Consider the following 14,176-nt stretch of genomic DNA (forward strand, 5'->3'; position numbering starts at 1 on the left):
AACATCATTAGAAAAGTAATTCCTGATGTCATTGACCAGGGAATAAAGGGTTTGCCGTTTAATCCTGTAGTGCTTGACCCACTACGAATGACTAAGCTTTCAGACTTTTAAGTAAGTTTGAGTAAGTTTAGTTGAGCGGTAAAATGAGTATAGACGACCACCGCTTATCGATCGCTAAGTAATTATGCGTGTATTTGTACTACTTTTTAACGCAGGCACAGAAAACGAAGGTATCCACACCATTCAAATGGGAGCTATCAATAAGGTGTTGATGTTTGAATCGGAAGATGATGCCACCCGTTATGCTCTGCTGTTAGAGGCACAGGATTTTCCGACTCCCACGGTAGAGAAAATTGATTCGGAGGAAGTGGCAGAATTTTGTCGCGACGCCGGCTATCAAGCGGAAATGATTGAAGCGGGTATGTTGGTAATTCCCCCCGAAAGCAATGCCGAGGAGTTGGATTGGCAAAAAGAGGAAGTCCCCCCCGCCGAGGAGGAGTTTTCCGAGATTCCCGATGCGGAGTTAGACAGCATCCGTCGTCGTCTAGAAGGACTTTTGTAATAAACCTCTTGTAAAAATCGAAAATTGTCCTGCTTGGTTAGGAGACAGGAGACAGTAGCCAGTAGTCAGGAGTTCGGAGTCAGAAGACAGGACAATAAATCGGCGTTGTTCCCTGTTCCCTGTTCCCTGTTCCCTGTTCCCTGTTCCCTGACCACTGATAACTGATCACTGATCACTGATCACTGAATATGACAACCGTGGGGGAATTGGGCGAAAATTTGGTGGCGGCTTGGTTGCAATTACAGCAATGGCATATCCTCCAGCGTCGTTGGCGTAGTGCTGGCGGTGAAATCGATTTAATCGTCTTGTCTAAATCTCAGGCGACTCTCGCTTTCGTCGAGGTTAAAACCCGCAGTGCTGGCAATTGGGATTTAGGGGGCAAATTAGCGATCAATGACCGTAAACAAGGGAAAATTTACCAAGCTGCCCAGATATTTCTCGCCTTTTATCCCCAATGGTCTGATTTAAGCTGTCGCTTCGATGTGGCGTTAGTTAGTTGTCAAAAAAGTTCTCTATTAGCTTTACCTGAGTTTTCCCTTGATTATCCCTGTCAGCTACAGGCAGGTTATCAATTGCAATTACAGGAATATCTCGTGGCGGTTTTCTAAAAACACAATAGGCCCGCCTAGGGAGGCGGGCTTCATCTTGTACAAACGATATGGACTCCTAAAAAATTAACGGACTCAATACAATAGAGGTTTACAGAACCCACAACAGTCTATCTGTCAACTATCAAGATTCCTCAGTTTACCGACTCAGGTGCTGATTACGGCTCACTCCATCTGTCCTATATCGAGCAACAGAGGCGAAACCATACTTTACTTTACAAACTTTGAGAATCTGCGTCCGATTTAGCTGTTGCGTTGATCTAGAGCAGGTGGCACAGGCTCTAGGTCTTTTTGCCTGGAAGGAAGTTGAGTCGCTTCCTTTGTGCCTTATGTTTTTAAGATAACACGTTTGTCAGGACTCGATCGACCTTGTGATTAAAGTTTACACTTATTGATTTTTAGCAAAAATTGCCGTTACAAAACTATAGATAGGGTCTGCTGAAAAAGTTTTTCCTAGGGGCAGGGTGTAGGGTGTGGGGTGTGGGGTGTGGGGTTTTACTTTTTAAACAGGATTTAGTATCACTATAAGTGGGAGAGGGTCACAAATAGAAGAGGAACCCAAAAAATGAGTCTAAAACTTTACTTTTTGCGTCATGGCGAAACCACAGCCAGTCAAGCGGGTAGTTTTTGCGGTCGATTAGACTTGCAACTAACCCCGGCCGGCTATGAAATGGCCAAGGATTTCGCTCTTGTCTATCGAGATGTGCCTTGGACAGGGATCTATTCTAGTCCCCTCAAGCGCACCATGGCCACGGCCACCCCTTTAAGCGATCTCTTAGGTATTCCCATCCACAAACGGGAAGGATTAAAAGAGATTGCCTACGGCCAATGGGAGGGAAAAACCGCAGCCGAGGTTAATCGGGAGTTTCATGATGATTATGTGCGCTGGTTAGCAGATCCGGGCTGGAATTCTCCCACAGGGGGCGAAAAAGGCATCGATATCGCTCGCCGCAGTTCGGAAGTATTAGAGGAAATCGACCATAATCACGATGATGGCCATATTTTGATCGTTTCCCATAAAGCAACGATCCGAATCATGTTATGTTCTCTTTTAGGCATTGATATCGGCCGTTATCGCGATCGAATTGCCATGCCCGTGGCCTCGGTGACGATCGTCGAATTAGCCGAACACGGTCCCCTCTTTCAAGTCATCGGCGATCGCTCTCACCTCCGCAATGACCTGCGCTCGCGAGCGGGAACCTAACCAGTCAACAGTAACCAGGAAAGCTCCGGATTTGGTCTCCTGAAAAACTATGTGCTTGATGTTATATTTTCTACGACACGGACAAACGGCCTATAGCAAAACGGGAGGATACTGTGGTACTCCAGAAAATGACCCCGGTTTGACTGCCGAAGGCATCGAAATGGCCGAGGAATTCGCCGATGTCTATCGTTCTCTACCTTGGCGTGCGGCCTACGTCAGTCCCCTACAAAGAGCTATTCAAACCGCTAAACCCCTCTGTGAAGCGGTGGGACTGAAATTAGAAATCCGCCAGGGATTACAAGAGATCGGTTATGGTCTTTGGGAAGGTATGCACCCCAACGATATTGACGATCAATATCATGATCTCTATGTACGCTGGTTGACGGATCCGGCTTGGAATGCCCCCCCCAACGGAGAAAGGGGGATCGATATCGCCCGTCGTTCGGCGGCCGTTTTGGAGGAAATCGAACACACCCACAGTGATGGCAATATCCTGATTGTTTCCCACAAGGCCACCATCCGGATCATGCTCTGTAGTCTGATGGGTATCGATGTGGGCCGTTATCGCGATCGGTTTGAAATGCCCGTGGCCGCTGTCAGTATCGTCGAATTAGGCAGTCGTGGCCCGCTTTTCCATGGCATCAGTTTACGTTCCCACCTCAGTGAGTACCTGCGTTCTCTCCCCTGCACCTAATCAGTGATCAGTTATTAGTGATCAGATGCGAGTTTTCATGCTCAATCCGGTTATTAAAAACTGATTATTTATTCACCCCTGTGCAGGAGTGCCTCTTCTGAATATGTAGCCTATACTCAACGGATTTAGTATTACTTCCCACTTGATCATTCAATCCAAGCTTTTGGGGGGTTCTACCCCCCAAACCCCCCGTTGGGGGCGTGGCGCCGCCCCCAAACCCCCCGCGCATTAGTTTTTCGGTGGGATGCTTACACGCAGCTGCTGATACATCTGTAATCATTTAAGAGTCACTCCCCTTGCAGGAGTGCCTGTCCTGATATTTAGCCTATACTCAACGGATTTAGTATCAGGTCACTGATTACTGTTTACTGTTTACTGATCACTGAAAATACTCCCCACTTCATAATTCATAATTCATAATTCCCAATTTATGACCAAAATCTATCACTTTGAGCTATTACCTTCCACTAATACTAAAGCTTGGCAATTGTTAGAATCGGGGGAAAATCCGCCTTTTGTGGTGATTGCTAGTCAACAAAGTGCCGGGAGGGGACAATGGGGACGGGAGTGGATTTCTGAACAGGGAGGATTATATTTATCTTTGGCGTTAAATCTTGATTTAGAGGTGGATAAATCTGCCCATCTCGTTCTCGCTACAGTTTGGGGCATCGCTCATCAGCTGAATTGTCAAGAAATACCCGTTAAAATCAAATGGCCGAACGATTTGGTATTATTAGGGCGCAAACTAGGGGGAATTAACCTAGAAACCCGTATTCAAGGCCAAAACATCCCGCAAGCAGTCATCGGAGTGGGCATCAATTGGGCTAATCCTGTCCCCCCCACAGGTATTAATTTACAAGCTTTGGCCGGCAATAAAATCACCTCGATCGCTCAATTAACCGATCTCACCAGCGATGCCATACTATACGGCTATGAATATTACTGTAATTACGGTATAAAAAACCTATTAGCCTCCTATTTAGAACTTTTTGCCAATTTTGGTCAAAAGATAGTTTTCGAGGGCTATCAGGGCATAATAACGGGGGTAAGCGATCAAGGGGAATTAAAAGTTAAACTAACCTCGGACAATGCCAGTAGCGAAATCTATCTACCGGCAGGTAGGGTCAGTCTCGGTTATAATCAAGTCTAAATATTTTTTTGACTAAACTGTGAGAAGTGAGGCCGCCCTATGTATCCTTCATCGGTGATATTGAAACTTTTTCTAGGAAAATCCTTAAAAAAGAAGCTGAGTTTATGCAGTGGTCTCGGTTTAGTAATCAGCGGTCTGATTACTCTTGCTCCCAATGCGATCGCTAATTCCGAAACTGGCAGCGAAACCCCGGTAGTGGAAAATGCCGCCCCGACTCTGAAAGCCCCCGTTATCAAAGAAAATACTAATCCCGCCCCCCGTCTGGCTATCCCCGAAAACCATCAAACCGATATGCCTACCCTTGCCCCCCGGGCCGGCGGTAAAAATAACTTTATCGATACCAGAAACTTTAACCCCCCCAGTTCCGTTGTTGTCACCGAGCGCCGCAGTGGTTGCCAAACCATCGCCCAAAATGGTCAACTGGTAGGAGGTAGCTGTAATCTGGCGGCCCGGGCCTCCCGTCGTCAGCCGGTCAGCACTGTGGCCAAACCCTTACCCCCGGTTAATCTGGCCCGGGTACGTGTCAATCCTAATCCAGCCGTGCGGGTAGGACGGCAGCCCCGAAATCAGCCGGTTATCGCTAATAATTCCCTGCGTCGTTATGCCCCCACTCTCGTGGCTTCTAGCGCCCCGGTACGTCTGGCCGCCCCGACGGTGATTGCCAGTCAGGTGGTAGCCCTCAATCCCCCGGAATGGAATGGCGTAAAATTAGCTTTGGCCCCGGTGACTCGCGCAGAAGTGGAAGCAATCAGCGAAGCGACCACCTATGAGCGCGCCACCCGTTTAAGTCCCACGGATTCTAACCAAACTCAACGCACCGATTTAATCTTTCCCCTCGCCCTTCCCGCCCAAATTACCTCGGTTTTCGGGTGGCGAAATCATCCGGTCAGCGGGAATCGGGCCATGCACGCGGGTACTGATTTAGGCGCACCAATGGGAACACCTGTATTAGCCGCCTACGCGGGGGAAGTGGCCACCGCCGACTGGTTAGGAGGTTACGGATTAACGGTGATTTTACGTCACCTCGATGGTAGTCAAGAATCTCGTTATGCACACCTTTCGGAAATTACCGTCAAACCGGGAGAATGGGTGGAACAGGGCGCAGTTATCGGTCGCGTGGGTAGTACGGGACTTTCTACCGGTCCGCACCTACACTTTGAATGGCGACACCTAACCGAACAGGGTTGGACCGCCGTAGATGCCGGTTTACATCTAGAATTAGCCCTCGATAATCTGGTGCAGAGAATGCAAATAGCCGCAGCCACTGACTCTAATCAGAATTGATTGGTCCTGGCTGACAACTATAGCAGTTTTTGGAGCTTAAAAACGCATCGTTGAGCTTTTGCCCAATTGATGCGTTTTCATACATTTGCAGTCTTAAGTAGTTGGACAAAAATAAAGTTAACTGTGGGGTAAGGAGTCAGGAGTCAGGAGTCAGGAGACGGGAGACGGGAGACAGGAGACAGGAGACGGGAGACGGAATACACGCTAAGATACAAATAATAAACTTGAGAGAAGCACTTGATTAAATATGACTCTAACTGACGTTGAAGTAAATCCCTCGACTCCAGAAGATTTTTTAGATTCTGAAACATTAGTACAGGTCGATTTAATGCAGCAAAAGATTCAACAATATTTACAAACCCTATCAGTAGAAAATTTAAAGATGATTCTAGAATTTGCCGCTTATTTGTCAGATAAAGAAAGTGAAAAGGCAACGCAAGAAATTAGAGCAATCCCGAATATTATGGAACATTTGAAAGAAGCTGAAATGGATTTACAATCAGGTTGCCTCATTGATTGGGAAAGCTGAGATGACTTATAAAGTCCGTTTGACAGCTAAAGCAAATAAAGTTTATTCTGAAGCGGATCCAATCTTAAAAAAGAAGATTGCTAAGTGTTTAAAACTCCTTCAAGAAACACCGAAAAATTACCCTCAAATTAAAGCATTAAAGGGAGAATTTGCTGGGAAGTATCGCTTCCGCGTTGGAGACTATCGGGTTATCTATACCGTTGATGATAGTCAGTCTCAAGTTATCGTCTTGCTGATTGAACATCGCAGTCAAGCTTACCGCCAATAAATAGGGTTTGCTGAAAAAGTTTATTGTTGAAGTCAGTCAGGAAGCGGGAGTTTCAGGCTTTGTTGTCCTCTTTTTGCACTAATTTGTGTTCTATAAAAATGGTAATGCAAGGTTTTTGAGGCTCCCAATCCTCATAGTGTTAATATTCGCTAATCTCATCTAATTGGAAAGGCAAGATTTGAGAAAAAAAGTAGAAGTTAAGGAACGCGGAGCATTCGGTCTTCGATTTCTAGCCAAACGGTGGGGGAAATATTAACAGCCACTTTTTGGCAGTCGAGAATCAGTCTATTAATATAAAAATAACGCTTCTCTATTTCGCCAATTTCTTGGTGGGTGGATAAATTAATTAATTCAGGCGTTAAATTAAAAGCAGTATTCGAGATTTTAAATAATTGATAAAAAAATTCTTGATGTTCTTTTCTAGTTGCTTTATCATCAGGAATAATTTGTTTTAAAGCTTCTAAATCAGCGATTAATTGGGAAAAATTAACCTTAGAAATAATTCGATCCTGAGCCAATAAGTTAACTAACTGGACAAACTCATCGATGAGTTTGGGGGTAAAGAAGATACGGGAGATTTTGTAGGCGATCTCGGGGGCGTAGGCGTAGGCGATGTCGATGCTGTTGGTGATGGCGATACCGATGAAGTTGGCGTTGGCGGTAACAATGAAGTTGGCGTTGGCGGTGACGTTGGCGTTGGCGATGAAGAGCCAATAGACGATCGCTCTTCTTCCTACAGGTTTAATCGGACTATCAACAGAATCTTTAGTCATCTCATCTGCCCATTGCAAAATCGGCACTAATTTTTGACCAAGGGGCGTTTTAAGATAATTATGGGCTTCTTTCTCCATTGCTAATAACAAATTATCGGCTTTCCCTCGCATCAAACCCGCCACTAACAAAAAGACCTCTTGCCAACGAGTTTCTGTTACATAATTCTTAACTGCTTCTTCAATCAAATCATTGTCATAGATATACTGAGCCGTGAGGTATTCCTGAAGGGTTAAATGAGAAAAAGAATAGACATCTCTCGCCCGCTCTACTAAAATTCCCTGTTCAATTTCAATAGTTTTTAATACTTTTTCGCCGTCCAGATGTTGCGGAGCATTTAAGTTTTGTTTAAGGTGATCTTTAATTTGCTTAACAATTTCTCGTTTTTCTAGAAAAAGTTTATCTGCTACAAAATTCTGATAAGCAATTTCAGATAGCAAAATTTCTTCTTGCTCAATACTGAGATTTTCATAAACTAAACCGCGATTAGGTAAACGTTTTTCGGCTGACCATTTTTCCAATAAAATTCGTAACGCATCTTGATAAAGGCGACTGCGATTTGTGGGAAACGATTGATTTTCATCATAAACCAAACACAAAAAAGTCAACAATAACGGTGTATGGGCTAACTCTTTTGCACTTTTATACTCCTCCTTTTGCAACAGTTCCCAACAATTTTTAGCTGTCTCATTTTTGCAATCTAATTCGGAACTAAACCAATGTTCAATAAAACTTTGAATTTGCTGATCATCAAATTCGACAATTTCAATATCGGTAAATCGTTGAAGATGAGTTCTAGCAGCAGTGCGACAGGAGAGAATAAAACGATTTTTATAATGCCTATCTACAAAATCTTTGATTTTCTCGATTACATTATTCACATTAGCTGTTGGCACTTCATCCAAACCATCTAATAAAATTAGTAATTCTCCTTTTTCTAGTTTATTGCTAATATTTTTTTCCACGTTGGGAAAACCACAGATTTTAAACTCCTCTTCAATTAATACCTGAAGATTAATCTCGTTTTCTTTAAAGTTTTTCAACTCCAGTAAAACAGGTGTTAGAGAATGCTGATAACTGCCTTGATTTCCCTTGAGAGCTTCTAGCCCAACTTTTCGCAAAAATGTAGATTTACCAATACCGGGATCACCAAGTACCATTAAATATTGTTTTTGATTAGCCCAGAGTAAACCATCTTCTTTACCATCATCCCTAAAGTTAAACCGTCGCTGCTTACTCTCACGATATTTATTTTCTAAATTTTCATCATAATAATCCCTGACTAAATTTCCCAAACATTTGACATTAATATAAATTGACTCCAAATCCATCGGCTTAGACATTTTTAAAACCTTAATCATGCCGTGCCGATCCCAGTAACGTTGAGTATATTCCCGCAAAAAAAGATACTTTCCCTCTCTAATAAGCTGCCCGATATTCAATAACTCATTTTTATTAATACCCTCCCACCCCGATTTAATCATTTGGTCAATAAAATTATTAGTCAATGCTGTTACAATGGTTGTTTCAATTCCTGTCATAACTTAACCCCTGTAAATCCTCTGAAGCTTAGTATAAGCCAGAAAGCGGGTTTCTCAACAACCCAGAAACCCGCTTTCTCATCAACAACCCAGAAAGCGGGTTTCTCATCAACCCAGAAACCCACTTTCTTTAAGAAAGCGGGTTTCTAATCCTTAAGCCGCTAAACTGGGAATAGCTGCTTGTCCTTGGCTCTCATTTCTCAGATTGTCAAATAATGCAAATTTATCTTGACTATAGTGCTACTACCCCCCCTCATCCCCAAGTGATCGAGCGGGTTGCCACTATTCTCCAGCATCATTGGGGCAACCCCTCCAGTTTACACACTTGGGGACAGGATACGGCGACAGTCATCGAAATGGCCAGAGAACAGGTAGCAGGGTTAATTAATGCCAATTCAGACCAGATTATCTTCACTTCTGGCGGTACGGCTATCAAGCTAAAATTGATCAGCCCCCCAGTAAACCGCCCAAGGCTGGTTCTAATGTTAAGGAGAAAAAATAAAAATTCTTGGGTGGGAAATGTGGCCGCATCTCATAATCCACTGATTATCTATTCCCCCTTTTGCCTGTTCCCTGTTCCCTATTCTAACTGATAACTGATCACCGATTACTGATAACTGAATATGGCTTATTCTCGCATTAAAAAACTAGCAAATTATCTACGTCCCCATTGGCAAATAGTAACTGGGGGGGTAGTTGCTCTGCTTATTGTTAATCTTTTGGGTGTTTATATACCGCTTTTAATCCGGGATAGCATCGATGATCTGAGTAAATCCTTTGACTTTCAAAAAATCATTTATTATCTGATTTTAATTGTCGCTTTAGCCTCGATTATGTGGTTTATCCGCATGATTTCCAGAGTGTTATTATTCGGGATCGGTCGTCAGGTAGAGTTCGAGCTTAAACAAAAAATCTTTCAGCATTTATTAACCCTTGAACCTGCCTATTTTTCTCGGCAAACTTCAGGAGATTTAATCAACCGTGCCACTAGCGATGTGGATAATATCCGTCGTCTGGTGGGTTTTGCTTTGCTCAGTTTGGCTAATACTTTTTTTGCCTATGGGTTAACTTTGCCTGTAATGTTAGCGATTCATATTCCCCTTTCAATCGCCGCTATTTCTGTCTATCCTTTGATGTTAATTGCGGTGCAGTTATTTAGTGGTCGTCTGCAGCGGCAACAGAAAAAAGTACAAGAAAAACTCTCGCATCTGAGCGATTTAATTCAAGAGGATATGAGTGGTATTACTCTGATTAAAATTTATGCCCAAGAAGGTAACGAGCGCCGAGCATTTAAGCAAAGAAATCGCGAATTATTACAGGCTAATTTAGATTTAGTCCAGACTCGTAATTTTCTTTTTCCCCTGATTGAAGCTTTGGCCTATGTCAGTTTATTGGCGTTGCTTGCTCTCGGTACTAGACAAATTATAGCGGGTAATATCACCATTGGGGACTTTATTGCTCTGTTAATTTTGGCAGAAAGATTAGTTTTTCCCACTGCTTTATTAGGTTTCACTATTACTGCCTACCAACAGGGAGAAGTGAGTATAGATCGCCTGGAAACTATCCTATTAGCCGAGGCTAAAATTAAAGACAATGCCGATTGTATTCACTTAAAAAATATTCAAGGAAAAATTACCGCCAAAGCCTTGACTTTTTTCTATCCTGATGCTAAGGAACCCGCCTTAAAATCTCTTTCTTTTACCATTAATCCGGGGGAAACGGTAGCGGTCGTCGGTGCGATCAGATCGGGAAAATCTACCCTTGCTAACGCTATTCCCCGTCTTTTGAATATTGCTGAGGGACAGTTATTTATTGATGATCAAGATGTCACTCAAATTGCCCTGGAAGAGCTGCGAAAAGCGATCGCTTATGTTCCCCAAGAAAGTTTTTTATTTAGTACCACTATTGAAGATAATATCCGTTATGGCGATCCGCTGCTGAATTTTTCGGCAGTGGAATCGGCGGCCAAACAAGCGAGAATTCAGGAGGAAATCGAGAATTTCCCGCAAAAATACGGAACTTTAGTGGGAGAACGTGGGATTACTCTTTCCGGTGGTCAACGTCAACGGGCCTCTTTAGCGCGCGCTTTAGCCATCCAAGCACCGATTTTAATCCTTGATGATGCCCTATCTAGCGTCGATAATCAAACGGCTACAGCTATTTTGGAAAATATCAGCCAAGAAAGCCAAAAAACCGTGATTTTTATCTCCCATCAATTATCGGCCGCTGCCACTGCCGATCGCATTTTTGTCATGGATCGCGGAGAAATTGTCCAGATAGGAACCCACGAGGAGTTAATCGCAGTCCCCGGAGTCTATCAAAACCTCTGGCAACAGCAGCAGTTAGAATCTAAGGTTTTACATTAGCCGATAAAATAGGGAATCTGCCAGTTATTGCCAGTTAGTCAGGGAATTTAACCCGGATTTTCTGGCTATTTTGTCGATTTAATGGCAGTAAAAGCCAAGAATCTCACTCAACACTTTATCAAAAAAATTTCTAGCTAATTTTTGTGTTATCTTGATTTCTCGTGGCACAGGTAATGTGCTAAAAACCGAATAGAAGTCCACTTGAACCGAGAAATTCATGCTTAAAAATCTGAGTAAAACCGCTCTTTTAGCCACTGCTACCCTGCTCGGTGTCCCTAGCGTCTTAATTCAGCCGACAATTGCCCAAATGCCTACTCTAGGAGATGGTATCATCTGTACAGCAACTGGCAAAACCGCCCAAGGAGTAAAACTATATGTTTATACTTCTGAAATTGATGACGACTCAATCAACAAAAAAGAACCGGTGACACTGACAATGGTTTCCCCGGTTAGTGATGTGGTGGAAGGGCAAATTTTGGTAGTTAACAAAGACGATAACACCGTGACGATTGATAATTTTGCTGCCGCAACTCCCCCGGAAATGCAGCCAATAGGATTAGCTGTCACTACCTATCAAGGTAGAAATACTTTTAGTGGAAAAAGTCAAGCAGGAACACCGGTTAGTTTTACCCTAGAAAACAATCTTCGCACCATTAAAGTTAAGCATGGTGATGATTCTTTCACGGGAGTCTGTCACTAAAATTACCCTAAGAGCGGTTAACAGTTTTGTTAGTACTCTTTAACTTGAGCATCTCAAAAGCTGGATGTTATATTAATACAGCTTTTTTAATTATAATTAGTTATCTTTTAGCGACAATGAACAAGGAGCAACTTTTAAGCGAACCTTTTTTACAATTACCGACCGAAACATCAGTACAAGTGATTTGGTTTACGGAATTGTTTGGCACTCGTCATCAGGTGCGCTACGGGGAAAAACTAGAGAAAATTGCCCTCGCTCGCACTAGCAAATTAACTAGAGTTAGAGAAGATGCCAAATCGACAACCGTTGAAGCTTATCAATCTTTAACCGCTCGAGAAATCTGGCGACATCAGGCCGAAATTACTGATTTAAATCCCGGGGAAAGGATTCCCTATCAAGTCACCAGTTTTCAGGAAAATACAGCGATTAGAAGTGATCTTTATACCCTTACCCCAACACCAAAAAAAGGAACTAATCTCAAAATTCTGCTCACTTCCGATCATCAATTAATGCCGATGACTGCCGCTAATTTGCAAAAAGTTAGCGAAACTATTGGACAGGTAGATGCGGTTTTTTTAGCCGGAGATTTAGTTAATATACCCGATCGAGCGTCGGAATGGTTTGATGATAGTCGCGGTGGGTCATTTTTTCCCTGTTTACAAGGTCGTGCTAATTATACTCTCACAAAAAATGGCATTCAAACTATTTATAAAGGAGGTGAAATTATTCAAAATGCACCCTTATTTCCTGCTATTGGTAATCATGAAGTTATGGGCAGATTTTCTACTTCCAGAGGTTTAAATGAACAGTTTGAAGATGCTATTCCTCACTTTATTGCTAAAAAACTAGCAGAGGATACAGCAGCAATTAATGAAAACTGGTTAAAAAATAAGGCTTTCAACACAGAAACCTACGAAGAAATTTTTTCTTTGCCTCAAAATAAATATTATTCTCTAACTTTTGGTGATATTCGTTTAGTGGTTTTATATGTTACTAATATCTGGAGAAATCCCAATTTAGAACCCAGTGCAAGGGGAAGATATTACGAAAATCAAAGAGATTTAGACAGACCCGATCGATGGGGTTACGGTCAGCATATTTTTGAGCCAATTGCTCAGGGTAGTCCTCAATATCAATGGTTAGAAAAAGAGTTAAATAGTCGAGAATTTCAAGAGGCTAAATATAAAGTAGTTATGTTTCATCATCCTCCCCATACCCTAGGAGGAAATATCGTTCCACCCTACACCGATCCCCTACCGACAATTCAAGAGGATGCCACGGGAAAAGTTACATCAGTACGCTATGATTATCCCCAAGAAAATGATTATATTATTCGCGATCTAATTCCTTTATTAGAATCGGCCAAGGTTAATTTGGTTTTCTATGGTCATTCTCATTTATGGAATCGTTTTCTTAGTCCTAACGGCACTAATTTTCTCGAATCTTCTAACGTAGGTAATAGTTATGGTGCTTATTTAGGTGATAAAAAACGTCCTGTACCTCTCGATAGAAATTATGCAGCCATCGGTAATCCTAATGGATTAGCAGCAATTATCCCGAATATTGCTCCTCTAGTGGATTGGGTTAATCAACCTTTACCCTATATTGCCAGTAATGATGTGACGGTTTTTAGCATTTTAGATACAGAAAAAGGAACCGTGAGCAGTTATCGTTTTGATACCCGTTATCCTGACTCCGAAGTAATTAAATTTGATGAATTTGACCTTTTTAGCATAGGTGAAATATAATAAAATCAAAGAGTGCCGGTTAAATAGATTCTCTTGGGGTTAATTCTATGACTACTGTTACCAGCAATGATATTCAAGAATTGAAAGACTTACTCTCGGCAATGCGACAGGAAAACCGCGAGCAGATGATTTCCCTGCGAGAAGAAACCCGCGAGCAGATGATTTCCCTGCGAGAAGAAACCCGCAAGCAAATTGATACGCTAAAGGAAGATAATCGCAAACAACTAGAAACCCTGAGAGAAGAAAATAACAAGCAATTTATTAACCTACACAAAGAAATCACGGAAGTCAAAATTATCACGGCTAAAATTGAAGGAACAATTCAATCCCAAGCAGTATTAACCCAAAAAATTCCTGATTTAATCGAGAAAGTTGGGGAATTAAAAAACTGGAAACAAATAGCTATTGTCGCTATCACTGCTTTTACCAGTGCCACAATTACTTGGTTTATTCGAGGAGGAAATTTGAAACCTTAAAGTCTGGCATTTTTCTCAATTCCTAATTGGTGCATTTGCAGAATAATCGGTTTCAGGGTTTCTCCGAAAGCGGTTAAAGAATGGTCGATTCGCCACCGCCTTTGCAGTCCCCCAGTTAACTTATGCCACAGGATAAATAGACCTCCTGCAAAAATAGGAACTGATTATGTACAATAAAGTAAAACACTCAGAAAAACCATGACTTACGAAAAAGTAAAAAATTTGAATCCAGAAGAGTTTAAACGCTTTTGTGGAGTATATCCTGAAACATTTAA

At 42.3% G+C, this 14,176-nt stretch carries 13 protein-coding genes and 1 pseudogene; 13 read left to right on the top strand and 1 reads right to left on the bottom strand.

The features are described from left to right. Positions 1–184: 184 nt before the first annotated feature. From IM322_RS11530 to IM322_RS11565, 8 genes are all read left to right on the top strand, one after another. Positions 185–562: a DUF3110 domain-containing protein gene (locus IM322_RS11530; protein ID WP_286824946.1), complete on the top strand. Its 378-nt coding sequence runs from the start codon at positions 185–187 to the stop codon at positions 560–562. A gap of 188 nt (positions 563–750) precedes the next feature. After that, a complete protein-coding gene (locus IM322_RS11535) occupies positions 751–1,170 on the top strand; it encodes a YraN family protein (protein ID WP_287675009.1) in 420 nt (139 codons plus the stop codon). A 565-nt stretch (positions 1,171–1,735) separates the two neighbouring features. Next, positions 1,736–2,374 (top strand): histidine phosphatase family protein, encoded by a 639-nt coding sequence (locus IM322_RS11540; protein ID WP_287076932.1) that lies wholly within the window; start codon positions 1,736–1,738, stop codon positions 2,372–2,374. Positions 2,375–2,423: 49 nt separating this feature from the next. Beyond that, positions 2,424–3,068, top strand: a complete 645-nt coding sequence (locus IM322_RS11545) for a histidine phosphatase family protein (RefSeq protein ID WP_287076930.1) — start codon at positions 2,424–2,426, stop codon at positions 3,066–3,068. 430 nt (positions 3,069–3,498) lie between these two features. Beyond that, positions 3,499–4,218, top strand: a complete 720-nt coding sequence (locus tag IM322_RS11550) for a biotin--[acetyl-CoA-carboxylase] ligase (protein WP_287675012.1) — start codon at positions 3,499–3,501, stop codon at positions 4,216–4,218. Between the two features lie 39 nt (positions 4,219–4,257). Continuing rightward, positions 4,258–5,502 carry a M23 family metallopeptidase gene (locus IM322_RS11555; RefSeq protein WP_287675014.1) on the top strand — a complete coding sequence of 415 codons (1,245 nt, stop codon included), beginning with the start codon at positions 4,258–4,260 and terminating at the stop codon, positions 5,500–5,502. A gap of 247 nt (positions 5,503–5,749) precedes the next feature. Next, entirely contained in the window at positions 5,750–6,031 is a 282-nt protein-coding gene (locus IM322_RS11560; RefSeq protein WP_002759713.1) for a hypothetical protein, read from the top strand. 1 nt (position 6,032) lies between these two features. Next, the gene (locus IM322_RS11565; protein WP_002765899.1) at positions 6,033–6,299 is read left to right on the top strand and encodes a type II toxin-antitoxin system RelE family toxin; all 267 of its coding nucleotides are present in this window, start codon (positions 6,033–6,035) and stop codon (positions 6,297–6,299) included. 197 nt (positions 6,300–6,496) lie between these two features. Here IM322_RS11565 and IM322_RS11570 read toward each other — a convergent pair whose 3' ends face one another. Next, positions 6,497–8,611, bottom strand: a complete 2,115-nt coding sequence (locus IM322_RS11570) for an NACHT domain-containing protein (RefSeq protein WP_287675017.1) — start codon at positions 8,609–8,611, stop codon at positions 6,497–6,499. Positions 8,612–8,826: 215 nt separating this feature from the next. Here IM322_RS11570 and IM322_RS11575 point away from each other — a divergent pair. The 5 genes and pseudogenes from IM322_RS11575 to IM322_RS11595 form a co-directional block, all read left to right on the top strand. Continuing rightward, positions 8,827–9,096 (top strand): annotated as a pseudogene (locus IM322_RS11575) (aminotransferase class V-fold PLP-dependent enzyme); the annotation flags it as partial. 138 nt (positions 9,097–9,234) lie between these two features. Beyond that, complete coding sequence (locus tag IM322_RS11580) at positions 9,235–10,977, top strand: ABC transporter ATP-binding protein (RefSeq protein ID WP_287675019.1); 1,743 nt, start codon at positions 9,235–9,237, stop codon at positions 10,975–10,977. A gap of 217 nt (positions 10,978–11,194) precedes the next feature. Continuing rightward, positions 11,195–11,677, top strand: coding sequence for a hypothetical protein (locus IM322_RS11585; protein ID WP_287675021.1), 483 nt, complete (start codon positions 11,195–11,197; stop codon positions 11,675–11,677). A gap of 116 nt (positions 11,678–11,793) precedes the next feature. Continuing rightward, positions 11,794–13,425: a purple acid phosphatase family protein gene (locus tag IM322_RS11590; protein ID WP_287675023.1), complete on the top strand. Its 1,632-nt coding sequence runs from the start codon at positions 11,794–11,796 to the stop codon at positions 13,423–13,425. A gap of 47 nt (positions 13,426–13,472) precedes the next feature. Then, positions 13,473–13,901, top strand: a complete 429-nt coding sequence (locus IM322_RS11595; protein ID WP_287675024.1) for a hypothetical protein — start codon at positions 13,473–13,475, stop codon at positions 13,899–13,901. Positions 13,902–14,176 lie beyond the last annotated feature (275 nt).

Origin of the sequence: Microcystis sp. M109S1 (assembly GCF_020247025.1) — a bacterium.
Taxonomy (GTDB): Bacteria; Cyanobacteriota; Cyanobacteriia; order Cyanobacteriales; family Microcystaceae; genus Microcystis.

Bases quoted from the DNA above. Each gene is read 5' to 3' on its own strand.
- IM322_RS11550 (WP_287675012.1), top strand. From the start codon at position 3,499: ATGACCAAAATCTATCACTTTGAGCTATTACCTTCCACTAATACTAAA.
- IM322_RS11540 (WP_287076932.1), top strand. From the start codon at position 1,736: ATGAGTCTAAAACTTTACTTTTTGCGTCATGGCGAAACCACAGCCAGT.
- IM322_RS11555 (WP_287675014.1), top strand. From the start codon at position 4,258: ATGTATCCTTCATCGGTGATATTGAAACTTTTTCTAGGAAAATCCTTA.
- IM322_RS11595 (WP_287675024.1), top strand. From the start codon at position 13,473: ATGACTACTGTTACCAGCAATGATATTCAAGAATTGAAAGACTTACTC.
- IM322_RS11560 (WP_002759713.1), top strand. From the start codon at position 5,750: ATGACTCTAACTGACGTTGAAGTAAATCCCTCGACTCCAGAAGATTTT.
- IM322_RS11580 (WP_287675019.1), top strand. From the start codon at position 9,235: ATGGCTTATTCTCGCATTAAAAAACTAGCAAATTATCTACGTCCCCAT.
- IM322_RS11585 (WP_287675021.1), top strand. From the start codon at position 11,195: ATGCTTAAAAATCTGAGTAAAACCGCTCTTTTAGCCACTGCTACCCTG.
- IM322_RS11530 (WP_286824946.1), top strand. From the start codon at position 185: ATGCGTGTATTTGTACTACTTTTTAACGCAGGCACAGAAAACGAAGGT.
- IM322_RS11570 (WP_287675017.1), bottom strand. From the start codon at position 8,611: ATGACAGGAATTGAAACAACCATTGTAACAGCATTGACTAATAATTTT.
- IM322_RS11565 (WP_002765899.1), top strand. From the start codon at position 6,033: ATGACTTATAAAGTCCGTTTGACAGCTAAAGCAAATAAAGTTTATTCT.
- IM322_RS11535 (WP_287675009.1), top strand. From the start codon at position 751: ATGACAACCGTGGGGGAATTGGGCGAAAATTTGGTGGCGGCTTGGTTG.
- IM322_RS11545 (WP_287076930.1), top strand. From the start codon at position 2,424: ATGTGCTTGATGTTATATTTTCTACGACACGGACAAACGGCCTATAGC.
- IM322_RS11590 (WP_287675023.1), top strand. From the start codon at position 11,794: ATGAACAAGGAGCAACTTTTAAGCGAACCTTTTTTACAATTACCGACC.